Consider the following 16,767-nt stretch of genomic DNA (forward strand, 5'->3'; position numbering starts at 1 on the left):
CTGGCTGTCGGCGGCCCGCACGATCACTATCCGCCTGCGCGAGGAGCGCCGCTCCGGAGTCGGGCGCCGGGGCTGACCTCCAGCCGACCGCCTCCGCGTCGGGCTAGAACTCGCAGACCACGCCGTCGCCGTCGCGGTCGTCGTACCAGTCGTACTCCGGGTCGCGTCCGCGAACGTAGTTTCCGTACCCGGCGTCGTTGGCCTCGTAGCAGTACGAGAACCGCGGGTCTGTCTGGCTGGCGCTCGGGGTCGGCTTGGGGGTGGGTTTCGGGGTCGCGGACGGGGGCGGTCCACCCGTGTTGGCTGCGATCGTCGGCTGAGACCCGGGCTCGGGGACGTTGTCGGCCGGGCACGTCTCCAAGACGGTGAGCATTGCCTGCTTCTCGGGCTGGGTGACCCAGACCCGGTACTTCGTCTTCACTGCTGCCTGACGGGCGACGTACTCGCACCGATAGGACTTGTTCGGCGGCAGCCACGAGGCCGCGTCGGAGTCACCCTTCTGGCGGTTCGCGCTGGCATCGGCGGGCTGCAAGTTCAGCGGATCGTTCGCGAACGCCACCCGCTTGGCGTAGGGCCACTTCGCCGCGCCCTTCTGCCAGGCGTCGGAGAGTGCGACGACGTGGTCGATGTCGACCTCGCTGGTGCCGCCGCGCACGTATTGGATCGATGTCCCGGTGTAGGGGTCGGCGAGAGTCCCCGACATCACCTTGCAGCGGCCATCCTTCGTCTGCTCGGTGAGGGTGGCGACGAGCATGTCGGTGCGGGTGTCGCAGCCGTTCTGGTCGACGTCCACCCAGTCCGGGCCGAACTGGTCCCGGGAGTAGCCGGTCTTGGCGGCGCGGCCCTTCACGACCAGGGCGTCGACGACGTCGTCGGCGTCGCCGTCGGCCGGAGCTTCAGTCGGAGTCAGAGTCGGAGTCGCGGTGGTCGGAGTAGGCGTCGGGTCTTCTGTCGGTGTCGCAGAGGAGGTCTCGACCGGCGTCGGTGTCGGACTCGAGGACGCCGAAGTAGCGGGGTCGCCAGTCACGGTGGTCTCGCTGCCGGTCAACCCAATCGCGAAGACGGCAGCGAGGGTGACCACCGTCCAGAGCGACTTCCACGCGACGCTGAGGCCCGGGCGCTTCCAGAGCAGCCAGAAGCCGGGCACGAGGCACAACACCATGCCGATGACGATCATCGGCCAGGAGTAGAGCCATCCGCCGCGGGTCCGTGTCATGCGCGCAACCTAGGTTGCGCATCGGTTCGTCGCCGAATTGTTGGAAGACGACACCTGGATCGGGAGGTCGGTCACGACCGCGTCGCCCGCCCTACGGGCCGCGCCCGTTCGAGCACTGGGACGAAGACGCCGAGATTCGTTGGCCGGATCGGTAGCGCTCGCCGCAGGCACTGCACACCTCAGTGCGGATCGCTCGCCCGAGCGTTCCATCATCCCTCGTCAAAGGCCACCCATGGACACGATCAACCCCAGTCAGGACCCCGATTCCAAGACCCGCAACCGCGCCCGCAAGGCCGTCGGCTTCACCTTCGGCTTCATCACCGCCGCCGTTGGCGGCGCGATCGCGGCCTCCCTGCTCTCCGGTAATCAACAGCGGGCACCCGCGCGGAGCCGGCCCCGAGACCGGCCCGAATCGAGAGCAATGCGGCCCGTTTCCGGCCCCTAGATGCACCAAAGGCCCTCTCCGCCGATGGGAAAAGGGCCTCTGAACTGCAAACTCTTGCGCGCCCGTAGGGATTCGAACCCCAAACCTTCTGATCCGTAGTCAGATGCTCTATCCGTTGAGCTACGGGCGCCCGCCGCGTTACCGCGACCAGAAGAGACTAGCGGAGGGTGGCGCCGGATGCCGAATCAGCGACGCAGGGCGCTCGTCCCGGTGGCTGTGGGACGATCGACCCATGCCGGGATACCCACCGGAGGACCGTGAGATCTTCGAGTCCGAGGCGCTCGGACTCTACGAGTCCGCCGTCAAGGAGCAGGGGATCCGCCTCGACGACCCGCGGATCGCCGACGGCGGTGCGACCAGGCGCGGCTTCGAGCTGCTCGTCCGGATGGGGCTGCTGCACCGGGACGCCGAGGCCCAGGTATGGCTGCCGGCCGATCCCGCCGCCGCCCAGTCCCAGGTGGTCGCGCCGTTGGGCCAGGAGGGCACCCGACTGATCGAGGAGTCCGCCCGCTGGGCCAAGACCCTGGGCGCGCTGGGCAACACCTGGCGACGCGCCCCGCAGCCGGAGGACACCAGCGGCCTGGTCACCTACCTGCACGGCCTCGCGATCAGCCCGTTCCTCAACGACCTGGTGGCCGACGCCGAGGAGGAGCTGCTCACCGCGCAGCCGCAGACCGGCCGCGACCCGCAGTCGATGGCGGCGGGCGTCCTGCGCGACATCGACGCCCTCGAGCGCGGCGTCCGGATGCGCACGCTCTACCAGCACAGCGCCCGCCGCGACGCCGTCACCCACAAGTACGTCGCCCGGGTCACCGCCGCCGGCGCCGAGGTCCGGACGCTCGACGAGTTCTTCAACCGGCTGATCGTGGTCGACCGCCGCGTCGCCGTCATCCCGGGCGCCGACGGCCTCGCCACGGCCGTGGTGGTCCGCGACCCGGCCGTGGTCGCGTACCTGGTGGACGTCTTCGACCGCGCGTTCGCCCGGGCCCGCCCGTTCACCAGCACCGAGCGGACGGTCACCCGCGAGATCGCCGCCGAGCAGCGGGCGATGACCATCCGGATGCTGGCCGAGGGCCACGCCGACGTGATCAGCGCCAAGCGGCTCGGGGTGAGCCCGCGCACGTACGCCGGCTACGTGGCCGAGCTCAAGGAGGAGTACGACGCCGAGAGCCGCTTCCAGCTCGGCTACACCCTCGGCCGGCTCGGCGTCACCGGCAACGACGAGGGCGAGCCTCCGCCCACCGAGGGCGGCCCGGACGCCTGAGGGCGCCGCGTGGGGCCACCGCCCGGGGACACCATGCCCCGGGCGCGCCCCGCGCGCGGGCGAACCTTCAGCTGCCGCCTCCCCAGCTGGTGTCCCGACCGTGGTCGGGTCCGGCGGCTGCGACGGGGAGGGCCCTGCGCGTCAGCTTCTTCATGTGTCCGCTCCTGCTCCTGTGTCAACGGCGACTCGTCGTGACGCCGCCCGTGGGGTGTCGACGGGACGTCCGCCCCGGCCCCTGGCCGCCGTCGGCGGAGGACCGGACTTCCGTCCAGAAGGCGAACTCTTCCCCCGTTCGCCCCAGGCAAACCCGACAACTGGAAGAAAAATGAGACGCGACGGGCCATTGCGACCGAAAAAGCGGAACGCCCCTGGTGAGCGGGGCTCACCAGGGGCGTTTTCCTTCGGCGGAGGCGGCGGGATTTGAACCCGCGAGAGGGGGTTACCCTCAACCCGCTTAGCAGGCGGGCGCCATAGACCGGACTAGGCGACGCCTCCCCACCGGCCAGATTTCTCCGGCCAGCGCGCCAAGGCTACAAGCACCGGCCCTCTGCACCGAATCCGGCCACCCCGGAACCGGCCCGAGGCGGCCAGTGCCAGCCTGCGAGCAGCCGGTCAGCGGATCAGCGACCGGCGGCGATCAGGTGCGCGCGGACGTCCCGGGCGAAGTCGTCCTTGTCCGCGGCCAGCAGCTGGACCGGGATCGTCGTCGTACCGCCCTGCTTGAGGCGCAGCACCACGCACTCGATGTCGCGCGGCGCCGCGGCCACGGCGTCCTCGACCTCGCTCCACCGGGCCTCGCGCACGCCGACGCCGCGGACCAGGCGGACCCGGTAGCCGGTCGCGGTGAGCCGGACGACGGCGAGCCGGCTGCGCAGCCACCAGCCGAGGATGCCCAGTCCGACCAGCCCGAGCAGCAGCAGCACGACGATCGCGTTCGGGTCGATGCCCAGACCGGCGGCCGCGACCGTGAAGACGAGCACGACGACGGCGAACACGACCAGATACGCACCGACGAAGCGCGCCATCACCGGCGGGGCGAGGCGGTAGTCGGTCACGGACGGCGCTGCGTTGCTCATGACCCGCATTGAACAAGAGGACCCCGCACCGGCCAAAGCCGCGGCGGCCCGGCCACCGGCCCCGGCGGCCGGCGGCTCCCCTAGACTCCCAGACCGTCGGCTTGGTCGGCTCGTGTGCCCGAGACCCCGCTCCAGCGGTGCCGGAGGCACACGACCCGCGCTCGGCCGGCCTGGAGGAGTGCCGGAGTGGCCGATCGGAACCGCCTTGAAAGCGGTCGTAGGGAGACCTACCGCGGGTTCGAATCCCGCCTCCTCCGCCCATCGGGCAGGCGCGCGCGCCTGCCTTGCGAACGGCCCTAGGCTGCGACACATGCGGACGCTGCTCAACGTGATCTGGCTGGTGCTGGCGGGCTTCTGGCTGTTCCTCGGCTACCTGGCCGCGGCCGCCCTGTGGTGCATCACGATCATCGGCATCCCGTTCGGCATCGCGTCGTTCCGGATCGGGCTCTACGCGCTGTGGCCGTTCGGCCGGACCGTCGTCGCGAAGCCCGGCGCCGGCGCCGGCAGCCTGATCGGCAACATCCTGTGGATCATCCTGTCCGGGATCTGGCTGGCGATCGGCCACGCCGTCTCCGGGGTGCTGCTGTGCCTGACGATCATCGGGATCCCGCTCGGCCTGGCGAACTTCAAGATGATCCCGATCAGCCTCACCCCGCTGGGCAAGGAGATCGTCGACCTCGACGACCCGCGCGCGACGTACGCCGCGGGCTAGCCGCGTCCCCGTCCGACCGTCGCCTCATCGTGGAACCACCGGTTGGCCGCGTGCTCGCCGGCCATCGACCGATCCACGCTCAGAGCAGCGCGGCGGTCCGGTGCGGCTCGGGACGCAGCGGCTCGACGGCCTGGGTGGCCACCCGGCGGCCCCCGCCGGAGCTCGGGCCGCTGCCGGTCACCAGGCGGTCCACCTTGATCACCGCCCAGCCCAGCAGCACGCCGACGACGAGGCCGAAGCCGACCGAGAGCAGCGCCTCGCCGGCCGCGATCTCCGGATTGCCCAGCGCGGTCGCCGTCGGCGCGGTCGCGGCGACACCGAACGCGCAGACCCACCAGCCCTGCCGGCGCCGCGCCCGCATGTGGCAGCCGTAGACGATGGCCGGGACGCCCAGGATCGCCGAGATCGGCCGCGGGAACGCGCCTAGGTTGTCCCGGCTCCAGCGCACCACGGCCAGCAGCTGGTCGATCAGGGTGTAGGCGCCGTAGCGGCGCAGCATCTCGGCGTAGAGCAGCGTCACGGCGAGCAGCAGCGCACCCACCGCCACCACGATCAGGCCGCGCCGCCCCAGCCCGTGGAACCCCGCGCCCAGGCGGTAGACGACGCTGAACGCGCCGAGCAGCGCCAGGCCGAGTACGACGTACTCGTAGCGGTTGACCCGGATCGCCGGCTCGAAGCCGATGCTGGCCAGCGCGCCGACGGCGGCCGTGCCCAGCGCGATCCCCGCCTCGCGTGCCGAGGCCCAGTAGCCCCGGCAGGGGACGGTGACCATCACGCCCAGCACCGCCGCCACCGCTGAGATCAGCACCGCGGCCCCCGCGCGCAGCACCTCCTGCTCGGAGACGACCGCGGTGATCGCGAACGCCAGCGCGATCGCGCCGAAGACGAACGGTCGGCCGCCCTCGCGGGCGGCGAGCGCCCAGCCGTAGGTGCCGGAGACCACGATCGCCCCGACGCCGGCGAGCCACTCCGGCCCGATCGGGACCATCGCGGCGAGCAGCATCATCGCGCCGGCGATCGCGGCCAGGCCGGCGATCCGCAACGGCCACGGCGAGGAGATCGCCTGCTCGACGCGGATGCTGACGCGGCGCTGGAGGTCGGCGACGGGAGCAGGCACGGCGCGTCAGCCTACAAGCGTCGGTTGCGCAGCGACGGGTTGGCGTCGCGGACGCGCGCCAGGACGGCGGGGTCGGCCACGCCGATCGTCACCCCGGTCGCCGCCGCATCACCGGCGTCGACCTCGGCCACCACCTCGCCGGCCGGGTCCACCAGGATGCTGTTCCCGCAGTACCGCGGCCCCGGCTGGCCGACGGCGGCGACGTAGACGGTGTTCTCGATCGCCCGCGCCGTGACCAGCGTGCGCCAGTGGTGCACCTTGCCGGGGCCGGCCACCCAGGCGGCGGGCAGCACCAGCAGGTCGGCGCCGGCGTCGACCAGCGCCCGCGCCAGCTCCGGGAACCGCAGGTCGTAGCAGGTCATCAGGCCCACCCGCCATCCGGCGACCTCGACCACGCACGGCTCGACCGGGCCGGGGCTGAGTCGGTCGGACTCGCGGTAGCCGAAGGAGTCGTAGAGGTGCACCTTGCGGTACGACGCCGAGGCGCCGCCGCGCAGCGCGAGCGTGTTGTAGGGCCGCGCCGGGTCCGGACCGACCTCGAACATGCCGGCGACCACGGTCGCGCCGCGCTCCGCCGCCACCCGCGCCAGCTCGGTGGCGAACGGGCCGTCGATCGGCTCGGCGTACCCGCTGATGTCGGAGCCGGGCGGGCCGAAGTCCCGCGCGAACGCCTCGGGCAGGACCGCCAGGTCGGCGCCGGCGGGCACCAGGTCGGCGAGCGCGGCCCGGTTCATCGCCGGGTCCAGGGCGGACGCGGACTGGACCAGCGCGATCCTGAGCGGCGCGGGCGGGGGCGGCAGGTCGGTACGGCGGCTCACCCTCCCAGCCTGCCAGCACTCGGGGAACTCCGCGGGACGCCCACCCGGCTCGTGTGCCCCGGGCCCCGCTGTGCCGATGTCTCAGGCACACGACCCGAGCCGGTGCCCGATGTGTCAGTCTGCGGACGTGACCGAGGCGGACCTGACCAGCTTCTGCGCCGTCGTGCTCGCCGGCGGCCGCGCGACCCGCCTCGGCGGCTTCGACAAGGCCTCCATCGAGGTCCACGGCAGGACACTGCTCGAGCGCGGTCTGGACGCGGTCGTCGACGCCGCCGAGGTAGTCGTGGTCGGCGAGCAGGTGCCCACCGAGCGACCGGTCACCTTCGTGGTCGAGGACCCGGCGTACGGCGGACCGGTGGCCGGCCTGCTCACCGGGCGGGACCACCTGCTGCGGCGGACGCCGACCCTGGCGGTGCTGGCCGTCGACATGCCGTTCCTCACCCCGAGCACGTTCCGCCGGCTGCACCGCGCCGCGCTCGGCCACGACGGCGCGGTGCTGACCGACCCGGGCGGTCGGCGGCAGCTCGCCTTCGTCGTCGACCTCGCCCGCCTGGACCGGGTCCGCCCCGACCGCGAGGCCCAGCACGGGGCGGCGCTGCACCGGCTCCTGGCGCCGCTGGACCTGGTCGAGGTACCGGGTATCGGTGACGAGCACCGCGACATCGACACCTGGGCCGACCTGCGCGACGCGGCGGACTGAGCCCGAGCCCCGCCCGACAACCCCGGGGGCCCTTGTCTTCGCCCCCCTGCGGAGGTCACTCTGGTCGGGTGAACCTCCACGACTGGATCGATGAGGTCTGCGACCTCCTCGACATCGAGTCCGAGGCCGACGAAGGGCTGCTCAACGACCTCGCCGACCGGGCGGTGGCGAACGTGCACGCCGCCGCGGGACCGGTCACGGCGTTCCTGGTCGGCGTGGCGGCCGGCGCCACCGATGCCGACCCGGATCGCGTCGAGCGGATGGTCGAGCGGGTCCAGGGCCTCGCCGACGCCTGGGACCGGCCCGCCGGCGTGGTCGAGGAGGAGATCGAGGACGTCGAGGTCGAGGAGCTCCCGGCCGCGGACGCGCCGGCGGACGAGTACGACGACGAGGACTCGCTCGTCTGAGCCACCCGTGCCCGGCGACCGCGGACCGGGCAGACTGGCGGCATGCGCGCCGTCACCGTGACCGAGCCCGGCGGACCCGAGGTCCTGACCATCGCCGACGTCCCCGACCCCGTCGCGGGTCCGGGCGAGGTCGTCGTCCAGGTGGCCGCCACCGCCGTCAACCGCGCCGACCTCCTGCAGCGCCAGGGCTTCTACCCGCCCCCGCCAGGCGCCTCGGAGATCCTCGGGCTGGAGTGCTCCGGCACGGTGGCCGAGGTGGGCGAGGGCGTCGAGGGCCTCGAGGTCGGCGACGAGGTCTGCGCGCTGCTCGCCGGCGGCGGGTACGCCGAGCGGGTGGCGGTCCCGGCCGGCCAGCTGATGCCGGTGCCCGCCGGGGTCGACCTGGTCACCGCGGCCGCGCTCCCGGAGGTGGCGTGCACGGTGTGGTCGAACGTCTTCATGGTCGCGGGGCTGCGACCCGACGAGGTGTTCCTGGTGCACGGCGGAGGGGGCGGGATCGGCACGTTCGCCATCCAGCTCGCCTCCACGATGGGGGCGCGCGTCTTCACCACGGCCGGCAGCGAGGCGAAGCGCGAGCGCTGCCGCGAGCTCGGCGCCGAGGTGGCCATCGACTATCGCGAGGAGGACTTCGTGGAGGTGGTCCGCGCCCACACTGACGGTGCGGGGGCCGACGTCGTGCTCGACAACATGGGCGCCAAGTACCTGGGCCGCAACGTCGACGTGCTCGCCGACTCCGGCCGGCTGGTGATCATCGGCATGCAGGGCGGGGTCAAGGCGGAGCTGAACATCGCCCAGCTCCTGGGCAAGCGGGGCGCGGTGATCGCGACCGCGCTGCGCTCGCGCCCGATCGAGGACAAGGCGCGGATCTGCGCGTCGGTGGTGGAGCACGTCTGGCCGCTGGTGGCCGACGGCTCGGTGCTGCCGGTGGTCGGCAGGGCGCTGCCGATCGAGGAGGTCGCCGAGGCCCACCGGCTGCTGGACGGCGACAACGTCGGCAAGGTGCTGCTGACCTTCTGACCGAGTGGCGCGCTCGCCCGCTGGCGCTGTGGTGCGCTGGCTAGGGTGAGGCACATGAGCGAGAAGCCCTCCGCCCAGGACGCGCCCGGCCCGGCCGACCCGCAGCGGATCATCGTGGTCGGCCCCGACGGGCAGCCCGTCGGCTCGGTGCCGGCGAGCGCGATGACCGAGCACGTCGCCGACGGCGCCGGGGACGCGGGCGAGGACGACGGCGAACGGTCCCTCACCGACCTGGTCGAGCAGCCCGCGAAGGTGATGCGTATCGGCAGCATGATCCGGCAGCTGCTGGAGGAGGTGAAGTCGGCGCCGCTGGACGAGGCCAGCCGGCTGCGCCTCGCCGAGATCCACCGCGCGTCGATCTCGGAGCTGGAGCAGGGCCTGGCGCCCGAGCTGATCGAGGAGCTGGAGCGCCTCTCGCTGCCGTTCGACGAGGCCGCGACGCCCTCGGAGGCCGAGCTCCGGATCGCCCAGGCCCAGCTGGTCGGATGGCTGGAGGGGCTGTTCCACGGCATCCAGACGGCGATCTACGCCCAGCAGATGGCCGCCCGGGCCCAGTTCGAGCAGATCCGGCGCGCGCTCCCCCAGGGCACGCCGATGCCCGGCATGCCGCACCCGGAGGCCCACCAGCCCGACGGCGCGGAGGAGGGCCGCCCCGGCGGCATGTACCTCTAGCCGGCGAACCCGGCCGGGCGGCGCCGGATCAGGCGTGCCGCCGCTCCCGGCCCAGCCAGGAGACCAGGACGAGCCCGAGCAGGCCGGCCAGCGCCAGCGCGGCACCGGGCGCGACCAGCCGGCCGAGGGACGGCGGGTCGACGGCGGCACCCTCGACGGTGGTCAGGGTCGGCGTCGGCACCGCGGGCGGCGCCGGCCGCAGGTAGCCGTCGAGCTGCCCCTCCAGCTCGGCGGTCAGGCCGTCGGGCAGCAGCACCGCGCCGGTGCAGGGGTCGGCGTCGTAGTCGGCCTTGCTGGCGGGAGTCTCGCCGCGACCGATCTCGGTGCCGAAGAACAGGTAGGTGGCGTTCTTCTTCAGGCGGCCGACCAGGGGCTCGCCCGGCGGGTGGGAGATGTCGACGGTCAGCGTGCTGCCGGCGCCGGCCAGGCTGGTGAACCCCTTGGTCACCTCGACCGTGTGCTCCCATCCGCTGATCCGCAGCCCGCCGGCGCTGACCGGCTGGCGGCCGGTCACGCGGCCCGCGAAGACGGCGTCCACGCTGTCGGCGCGCGCCACCACGGCCGACTCGTCGGCGAGGTCGAGGTCGCCGCAGCCCGCGGGCAGCGCGGCACGGACGGCTCCGGGGACCGGCGTCGTCGCGGCGTGCGCGGCGCCCGCCGTACCCGCCGCACCGACCGGCACGGCGGCGACGACGAGCAGGGCGAGGGCGGTCGGGAGCAGTCGGCGCTGCGCGCCCGAGCGCGGGCGCGGGGAGCCGGTCACGCGCCCATCCCAGCAGACGAGGCACCCGGGAACCAGCGCCGGATCTCGACCGCCGCGCCGTCCTCGTTGACCGATGCGGTGACCGCGTCCGCGGTCTGCTTCACCTCGTCGATGGCCTGGCCCATCGCGACGCCGCGCCGCGCCCAGGTGAGCATCTCCAGGTCGTTGCGGCCATCGCCGATCGCCAGGACGTCGTCGGCGGCGAGGCCGAGGGCCTCGGCGACGTAGGAGAGGCCGGAGGCCTTCGAGACGCCGACCGGCGCGAGGTCCAGCCAGGCGGTCCAGCCGATCGCGTAGTCGGTGCCGTGCAGGCCGAGCCCCTCGGCGAGCGCGACGAACTCCTCCACGGTGGCCTTGGGGTCACGGATGATCACGCGGCTGACCGGCGCCGAGACCATGTCCTCCACGTCGGCGACGGTGGTGTTGCCACCCAGCTCGCCGTCGGGGAACGGGGCCGAGACGCGGTAGCCGACGCCCCGCTCCTCGACCGCGACCAGCGCCTCCGGGTGCCGCTCGAGGACGGCACGCACCGCCGGCGCGGCATCGAAGGTGACCTCGTGGACCACCTCCATCGGCGGGTAGCGGAAGACCACGGCGCCGTTGGCGGCGACGACCCACAGCTGCTCGCCGTGGCCGTGCAGCTTGAGCAGGTCGGCGACCACGGTCATGTTGTGCGGGGCCCGCCCCGACGCCAGCACCACGTGGCAACCGGCGTCCAGGACGGACTGCACGGCGTCGTGGACGGCCGTGGTGACCTCCTCGTGGCTGGCGCCCTGTCCGTCGATCCAGCGCAGCAGCGTGCCGTCGATGTCGAGCGCGACGATCTTCGGTTGCCAGCCGGCGGGCAGCGGCTCCTTGGCCGATGCAGCCACGGGCAGGCGCTCAGCCATCGACGGCCCCCTGGGCCGCGCCGACCGGCGCCAGGACCTCGAGGCCGCCGAGGTAGGGCTGCAGCGCCTTCGGCACCCGCACCGAGCCGTCGGCCTGCTGGTGGGTCTCCAGGATCGCCACGATGGTGCGGGTGATCGCGGTGAGCGTGCCGTTGAGGGTGGCCACCGGCGTGGTCGGGCCCTCCTCGGAGCGGGTCCGGATGTCGAGGCGGCGGGCCTGGAACTCGGTGCAGTTCGAGGTCGAGGTGAGCTCGCGGTACTTGCCCTGCGTGGGGATCCACGCCTCGCAGTCGAACTTCCGGATCGCGCTCAGGCCCAGGTCGCCGGCTGCGATGTCGACCACCCGGTAGGCCAGCTCGAGCTTGTCCAGGAACTCCTTCTCCCAGGCCAGCAGCCGCTCGTGCTCGGCGTAGGACTCCTCCGGGGTGGTGTAGACGAACATCTCCACCTTGTCGAACCAGTGCACCCGGATGATGCCCTTGGTGTCCTTGCCGTGCGAGCCCGCCTCCTTGCGGAAGCAGGGGCTGAAGGCGGCGTACCGCTTGGGCAGCGTGGCCGCGTCGAGGATCTCGTCGGAGTGGTACGCCGCCATCGGCACCTCCGAGGTGCCGACCAGGTAGAGGTCCTCGCCCTCGATCCGGTAGACGTCGTCGGCGGCCTGGCCGAGGAACCCGGTGCCGTCCATCGCGCGCGGCTTGACCAGCGACGGCGCGATCACCTGGGTGAAGCCGGCTTCGCGGGCCTGGTCCATGGCCATGTTGACCAGCGCCAGCTCGAGCTGGGCGCCGACGCCGGTGAGGAAGTAGAAGCGCGAGCCGGAGACCTTCGCGCCGCGCTCGAGGTCGATCGCGCCCAGGAGCTTGCCGAGCTCGACGTGGTCGCGCGGCTCGAAGTCGAACTCACGCGGGGTGCCGACGTGCTCGATGACGACGAAGTCGTCCTCGCCGCCGGCGGGCGTCTCCTCCGCGGCCAGGTTCGGGATGCTGCCCAGGGCGGCGGTCCACTCGGCCTCGGCCTCGCCGCGAGCGGCCTCGGCGGCCTTCACCTCGGCGGCCAGGGCCTTGGTCCGGGCCAGCAGCTCCTGCTTCTCCTCGCCCTGCGCCCGGGGGATCAACGCGCCGAGCTGCTTCTGCTCGGCACGCTTGGCCTCGAACGTGGAGATCGCCTCCCGGCGGGCGGCGTCGGCGGACAGCGCGCGGTCCACGACGTCGTCGGACAGGCCGCGCTTGGCCTGGGCGGCGCGGACGCGGTCGGGCTCGTCACGAAGGGTGCGCGGGTCGATCATGGGACGAGGCTATCCGGGAGGACCGCTTCCCCGCCGACTCGGGCGAGGCCCCGGACAGCGGCTCGGGCACGACGCACGGGCCCCGCCCCCGCGGTCCGGGCGGGGCGGGCCCCGGTCCCGCGCCAGAAATTGGGACCCTGTCCCGCCTTGAGACCGGTGGCACGTCAGCCGATAGGGGCGGCGAGGACCTCGGGGACCTCGACTCGTCGGACTCGTCCGACCCGTTGCTGGGCCGGTCCGGCTCGAGGGCGGTCAATTCCCAACTGGGGGGTGGGGAATGGCGCCGCTCGACCGGCCGGAGCGCCCAGCCCGTCGAGTCAGTACAGGGCGACCTTCTCCGGTGCGGGGAAGAGCTCGTCCAGCTCGGCCAGGTCCTCCGGGGTAGCCACCCAGGAGGACGCGGCCGCGTTGGCTGCCACCTGCTCCGGTCGGGTGGCGCCGGCGATCACGCTGGCCACCGGCTCCTGTGCGAGCAGCCAGCCGATCGCGACGGTGACCTCGCTGATCCCGCGCTCGCCGGCGAACTCGCCGTACGCACGCATCCGCGGGGAGACCGCCTCCTCCAGCAGGTGCTGGCGGGTGGTGGAGAGCCGCGTGCCCGCGGCGGCCGTGCCGGCGGCGTACTTGCCGGTGAGCAGCCCGTTGGCGAGCGGGAAGTACGGCAGCACGCCGAGCCCCAGCTCCCGGCTGGCCGGCAGCACCTCGAGCTCCGCGCGACGGTCGAGCAGGTTGTAGTGGCTCTGGCTGGAGATGAACCGCTCCGTGCCGAGCTCGCGGGCGACGTACTCGGCCTGCGCGATCTGCCAGCCGGACCGGTTGGAGTGGCCCAGGTAGCGGACCTTGCCCTCCGCGACCAGCTCGTCGAGCGCCGCCAGGGTCTCCTCGATCGGGGTCAGCGGGTCGGGGGTGTGGAACTGGTAGAGGTCGATCCAGTCGGTACCGAGCCGGCGCAGCGACGCCTCGACGGCGTTCTTGAGGTAGCGGCGCGAGCCGCGGGCGCCGAAGTCGGGGCCGTTCGCGCCGCCCATGTCCATCCCGAACTTGGTCGCCACGATCGCCTCGTCGCGCCGCCGGCCCAGCGCCTTGCCGAGCCGCTCCTCGGCGAGCCCGGGGGTGGCGCCGTAGATGTCGGCGACGTCGAAGAGCGTGATCCCGGCGTCGAGCGCGGCGCCGACCACCTGGTCCGAGCCGCGCTGCGTCTCGCTGGCCGCGCCGGGGCGTCCGAGCACGTTGCAGCCCAGGCCGACGGCCGAGACCGCGAGGCCGGAGCGACCGAGGCGACGCAGCGGAACCGGGGCATCGGAGACGGCGGCGGTGTGGCTCATCCCACCGACGCTAGCGGTCGCGCACCCCGACAGGACCGGCGGCACCCCCGCGGTGCCCTATCCTCGCGGCGTGCTCGACCGACCCCGCCTGACCCCGCTGATCTGGGCCCTCGTCTGCCTCGCCGCGTTCACGACGCTGGCGGTCGGGGTCACCGCGGAGTGGGCCTGGCTGGTCGATCTCGACGACCGGGGCCAGCCCGCGAGCGCGTGGGCGATCGACGGAGCGGTGCTGCCCCACGTGCTGCGGATGGTCGAGCTGGCCTTCGCCGCCGTCCCGATGACGGTGTACGCGATCGTCCTGGCGGCGGCCATGTGGTTCCGCGGCCACCGTCGCGCGGCCGTGCTGATCGCCGCGGTGATGGCCGGCTGCGGGCTCGCCACCCGGCTGGTCAAGCTGGGGATCGCGCGGGACCGCCCCGCCTGGCAGGACCCGGACTTCTACCTGAGCAGCCCGGCGTTCCCGTCCGCGCACGCGTCGTCCGCCGCCGCGCTCGGCGGGCTGCTGCTGGTGCTGATCACGATGCTGGTCCGTCGCGCAGCGATCCGCCGGCTGCTCGACGTACTGGTGGTGCTGGCCGTGCTGGTGGTCGCCGCCGACCGGGTGCTGCTCGGCCGGCACTACCCGACCGACGTGGTCGGCGGCCTGCTGCTGGGCGCCGCCAGCGTGCTGCTCGGGCTCGCCCTCTACAGCCCGTTGCCGCGCAGCCACGCGCGCAAGGCCGAGCCGCTCGCCGAGCCCTTCGCCGCCGGCCGCGACCTGGCGGTGGTGCTCAACCCGATCAAGGTCGACTCGGTCCCGCAGTTCCAGACGCTGGTGACCACGATGGCCCGCGAGGCCGGATGGAACGACCCGACCTGGCACCTCACCACCGTCGAGGACCCCGGCACCGGGCAGGCCGAGCAGGCCGCGATCGACGGTGCCGACCTGGTCATCGTCTGCGGCGGGGACGGCACGGTCCGCGAGGTCTGCGCCGAGCTCGCCGGCACCGGCATCCCGGTCGGGATCATCCCCGCCGGCACCGGCAACCTGCTCGCCCGCAACCTGGACATCCCGCTGTTCATCCGGGCGGCCATCGACATCGCGCTGACCGGCCAGGACCGGGCGATCGACATGGTCGAGGTGACCGGCGACGGCCTGGAGAAGACGCACTTCATGGTGATGGCGGGGCTGGGCTTCGACGCCGCGATCATGGAGGGCGTCAACGAGGACATCAAGAAGAAGGTCGGCTGGCTGGCCTACGTGCTGTCCGGGCTGAAGGCCCTGATGTTCCCGGCGATGAGGCTGGAGGTCTCCGTCGACGGCGGCCCGTTCACCAAGCACCGCGCCCGGACCTGCGTGATCGGCAACGTCGGCAGCCTGCAGGGCGGCATGGCACTGCTCCCGGACGCCACGATCGACGACGGCCAGCTCGACGTCGTGCTGCTCTACCCGCGGCGGTTCTGGTCGTGGATCCCGCTGGTGCTGCGGGTGCTCACCCGACGCGAGGCGAAGGCCGGGGAGTCGCTGGCCCGGATGACCGGTCGCACGGTGGTGGTCCGCGCCTCCCAGGACGTGCCCCGGCAGCTGGACGGCGACACGATCGGCACCGGCCGGGAGCTGGCCATGGAGTGCATCCACGGTCGGCTGCTCGTGCGGGTCCCCCGCTGACCTCCGCGCGGTCGTGTGCCTGAGGTCCCGCTATACGGCGTGCTGAGGCACACGACCCAGCAGGCGCGACCTGAACCTCACAGCCGCGCCATGCGGGCGTGGGCGACCGCCTCGCCCTCCTCCGGGGAGAGCTCCTGGTCGCTGCTCCACGCCGCCACCGACTTCGCGTAGGTGCGGGCCTCGTTGCGGCCCCGGATCGAGGTCAGCACCACGCCGTCGCCGCCGTCGTCCAGCAGGGCCAGCGACCAGGAGAGCCGCCCGCCCATCTCCTCGAACGCGTCGTACCGGACCACCGCGAGGTGGCGCAGCGCACCCGCCGCCTCGGCCCGCAGGGCGGCCACCTCGGCGCGCAGGCCCGGGACGTCCTCGGGGAGGTCGGAGCCGGCGCCGGAGCGGCGCCGTCCGAGCACCGCGACGGCCAGCGCGGCCGCGGCGAGGACGAGGGCCAGACCGGAGAGCAGCAGTTCCATGGCGGCGAGGGTAGTTCGCGCAGCGTCCCACCTCCGGCCGACCCGCCAGGCGCGGCCCCGGCGACCACTAACCTGAGCCGCATGCAGCGCATCGCCTACCAGGGAGAGCCCGGCGCCAACTCCCACCTCGTCTGCAAGCAGGCCTACCCGGACGCCGAGCCGGTCCCCTGCGCGTCGTTCGAGGCGGCGTTCGCAGCGGTGACCAACGGCGAGGCCGATCTGGCGATGATCCCGATCGACAACTCGATCGCCGGACGGGTGGCCGACATCCACCACTTCCTGCCCGACTCGGGCCTGCACATCATCGGCGAGCACTTCCTGCGCATCCAGTTCATGCTGATGGCCACCCCGGGCGCGACGACCGAGACCATCCGGACCGTGCACAGCCACGTGCACGCACTCGGCCAGTGCCGCAAGGTGATCAGCGACCTGGGCCTGACCCCGCAGATCTCCGGCGACACCGCGGGCGCCGCGCGGGAGGTGGCCGAGGCCAAGGACGTCACCCAGGCCGCGATCGCTCCCTCGCTGGCCGCGGAGATCTACGGCCTGGAGATCCTGCGCGAGGACGTCGAGGACGAGGACCACAACACCACCCGGTTCGTGGTGCTCTCCCGCGACTTCGTCGTGCCGCCGGCCGACGGAGGCCCCATCGTCACGACGTTCGTCTTCAACGTCCGCAACATCCCCGCAGCGCTCTACAAGGCGCTCGGCGGGTTCGCGACCAACGGCATCAACATGACCAAGCTGGAGAGCTACATGGTGGGCGGCCAGTTCGCCGCGACCCAGTTCCTGGCCGAGGTCGACGGCCACCCCGACGACCCGCCGCTGGCGCGGGCACTGGAGGAGCTCGCCTTCTTCACCGACGAGGTGAAGGTGCTCGGCGTCTACCCCGCCGACCCGTTCCGGGGCTGAGCGGGCCGATCGGGGGCACGCGGCGCACCC

18 protein-coding genes and 3 tRNA genes are annotated in these 16,767 nt (G+C 73.1%); 10 read left to right on the top strand and 11 right to left on the bottom strand.

The window, feature by feature from the left end:
* Nucleotides 1–103 precede the first annotated feature (103 nt).
* Nucleotides 104–1,216, bottom strand: a complete 1,113-nt coding sequence (locus E8D34_RS17140) for a DUF1524 domain-containing protein (protein WP_206056775.1) — start codon at nt 1,214–1,216, stop codon at nt 104–106.
* Between the two features lie 232 nt (nt 1,217–1,448).
* Between E8D34_RS17140 and E8D34_RS17145 the strand changes: the two genes are divergently transcribed.
* The gene (locus E8D34_RS17145) at nt 1,449–1,661 is read left to right on the top strand and encodes a hypothetical protein (RefSeq protein WP_136595885.1); all 213 of its coding nucleotides are present in this window, start codon (nt 1,449–1,451) and stop codon (nt 1,659–1,661) included.
* A gap of 57 nt (nt 1,662–1,718) precedes the next feature.
* On the opposite strand, the gene E8D34_RS17150 is transcribed toward E8D34_RS17145, so the two are convergent.
* A tRNA-Arg gene (locus E8D34_RS17150) sits at nt 1,719–1,791 on the bottom strand.
* Nucleotides 1,792–1,893: 102 nt separating this feature from the next.
* Here E8D34_RS17150 and E8D34_RS17155 point away from each other — a divergent pair.
* Nucleotides 1,894–2,925, top strand: coding sequence for a LuxR family transcriptional regulator (locus tag E8D34_RS17155; protein ID WP_136595886.1), 1,032 nt, complete (start codon nt 1,894–1,896; stop codon nt 2,923–2,925).
* Nucleotides 2,926–3,330: 405 nt separating this feature from the next.
* Here the strand turns inward: E8D34_RS17155 and E8D34_RS17165 are convergent.
* Nucleotides 3,331–3,420: transfer RNA gene (locus E8D34_RS17165), tRNA-Ser, on the bottom strand.
* 125 nt (nt 3,421–3,545) lie between these two features.
* Nucleotides 3,546–4,001, bottom strand: a complete 456-nt coding sequence (locus E8D34_RS17170) for a hypothetical protein (RefSeq protein WP_136595888.1) — start codon at nt 3,999–4,001, stop codon at nt 3,546–3,548.
* 172 nt (nt 4,002–4,173) lie between these two features.
* Between E8D34_RS17170 and E8D34_RS17175 the strand changes: the two genes are divergently transcribed.
* Both E8D34_RS17175 and E8D34_RS17180 read left to right on the top strand, forming a co-directional pair.
* Nucleotides 4,174–4,258, top strand: a tRNA-Ser gene (locus E8D34_RS17175).
* 53 nt (nt 4,259–4,311) lie between these two features.
* Nucleotides 4,312–4,713, top strand: coding sequence for a YccF domain-containing protein (locus E8D34_RS17180; RefSeq protein WP_136595889.1), 402 nt, complete (start codon nt 4,312–4,314; stop codon nt 4,711–4,713).
* Between the two features lie 79 nt (nt 4,714–4,792).
* On the opposite strand, the gene E8D34_RS17185 is transcribed toward E8D34_RS17180, so the two are convergent.
* Together E8D34_RS17185 and E8D34_RS17190 are read right to left on the bottom strand one after the other, a co-directional pair.
* The gene (locus E8D34_RS17185) at nt 4,793–5,830 is read right to left on the bottom strand and encodes a hypothetical protein (protein ID WP_136595890.1); all 1,038 of its coding nucleotides are present in this window, start codon (nt 5,828–5,830) and stop codon (nt 4,793–4,795) included.
* 11 nt (nt 5,831–5,841) lie between these two features.
* Nucleotides 5,842–6,648, bottom strand: coding sequence for a carbon-nitrogen hydrolase family protein (locus tag E8D34_RS17190; protein WP_240771422.1), 807 nt, complete (start codon nt 6,646–6,648; stop codon nt 5,842–5,844).
* Nucleotides 6,649–6,775: 127 nt separating this feature from the next.
* Between E8D34_RS17190 and E8D34_RS17195 the strand changes: the two genes are divergently transcribed.
* The 4 genes from E8D34_RS17195 to E8D34_RS17210 all read left to right on the top strand — a co-directional run bounded on the left by E8D34_RS17195 (nt 6,776) and on the right by E8D34_RS17210 (nt 9,444).
* Entirely contained in the window at nt 6,776–7,348 is a 573-nt protein-coding gene (locus E8D34_RS17195) for an NTP transferase domain-containing protein (RefSeq protein ID WP_240771423.1), read from the top strand.
* 68 nt (nt 7,349–7,416) lie between these two features.
* Complete coding sequence (locus tag E8D34_RS17200; protein WP_136595892.1) at nt 7,417–7,755, top strand: DUF6457 domain-containing protein; 339 nt, start codon at nt 7,417–7,419, stop codon at nt 7,753–7,755.
* Nucleotides 7,756–7,797: 42 nt separating this feature from the next.
* Nucleotides 7,798–8,772, top strand: a complete 975-nt coding sequence (locus E8D34_RS17205; protein ID WP_136595893.1) for an NAD(P)H-quinone oxidoreductase — start codon at nt 7,798–7,800, stop codon at nt 8,770–8,772.
* A gap of 54 nt (nt 8,773–8,826) precedes the next feature.
* On the top strand, nt 8,827–9,444 hold the full coding sequence (locus E8D34_RS17210) for a bacterial proteasome activator family protein (protein WP_136595894.1): 618 nt from the start codon (nt 8,827–8,829) through the stop codon (nt 9,442–9,444).
* Nucleotides 9,445–9,472: 28 nt separating this feature from the next.
* Here E8D34_RS17210 and E8D34_RS17215 read toward each other — a convergent pair whose 3' ends face one another.
* The 4 genes from E8D34_RS17215 to E8D34_RS17230 all read right to left on the bottom strand — a co-directional run bounded on the left by E8D34_RS17215 (nt 9,473) and on the right by E8D34_RS17230 (nt 13,707).
* Nucleotides 9,473–10,207: a hypothetical protein gene (locus E8D34_RS17215; protein WP_136595895.1), complete on the bottom strand. Its 735-nt coding sequence runs from the start codon at nt 10,205–10,207 to the stop codon at nt 9,473–9,475.
* On the bottom strand, nt 10,204–11,097 hold the full coding sequence (locus E8D34_RS17220; RefSeq protein WP_136595896.1) for an HAD family hydrolase: 894 nt from the start codon (nt 11,095–11,097) through the stop codon (nt 10,204–10,206). The genes E8D34_RS17215 and E8D34_RS17220 overlap by 4 nt, the downstream gene beginning before the upstream one ends.
* A complete protein-coding gene (gene serS / locus E8D34_RS17225) occupies nt 11,090–12,382 on the bottom strand; it encodes a serine--tRNA ligase (protein ID WP_136595897.1) in 1,293 nt (430 codons plus the stop codon). Before serS ends, E8D34_RS17220 begins: the two co-directional genes overlap by 8 nt.
* A 317-nt stretch (nt 12,383–12,699) precedes the next feature.
* Entirely contained in the window at nt 12,700–13,707 is a 1,008-nt protein-coding gene (locus tag E8D34_RS17230; protein ID WP_136595898.1) for an aldo/keto reductase, read from the bottom strand.
* 70 nt (nt 13,708–13,777) lie between these two features.
* Here E8D34_RS17230 and E8D34_RS17235 point away from each other — a divergent pair, with 70 nt between their 5' ends.
* Complete coding sequence (locus E8D34_RS17235; protein WP_240771424.1) at nt 13,778–15,355, top strand: diacylglycerol kinase family protein; 1,578 nt, start codon at nt 13,778–13,780, stop codon at nt 15,353–15,355.
* Nucleotides 15,356–15,432: 77 nt separating this feature from the next.
* On the opposite strand, the gene E8D34_RS17240 is transcribed toward E8D34_RS17235, so the two are convergent.
* The gene (locus E8D34_RS17240) at nt 15,433–15,825 is read right to left on the bottom strand and encodes a DUF4446 family protein (protein WP_136595899.1); all 393 of its coding nucleotides are present in this window, start codon (nt 15,823–15,825) and stop codon (nt 15,433–15,435) included.
* An 81-nt stretch (nt 15,826–15,906) separates the two neighbouring features.
* Here E8D34_RS17240 and E8D34_RS17245 point away from each other — a divergent pair, with 81 nt between their 5' ends.
* On the top strand, nt 15,907–16,737 hold the full coding sequence (locus tag E8D34_RS17245; RefSeq protein ID WP_136595900.1) for a prephenate dehydratase: 831 nt from the start codon (nt 15,907–15,909) through the stop codon (nt 16,735–16,737).
* Nucleotides 16,738–16,767: the final 30 nt, after the last annotated feature.

The organism is Nocardioides sp. GY 10113 (assembly GCF_004919105.1).
Taxonomy (GTDB): Bacteria; Actinomycetota; Actinomycetes; order Propionibacteriales; family Nocardioidaceae; genus Nocardioides.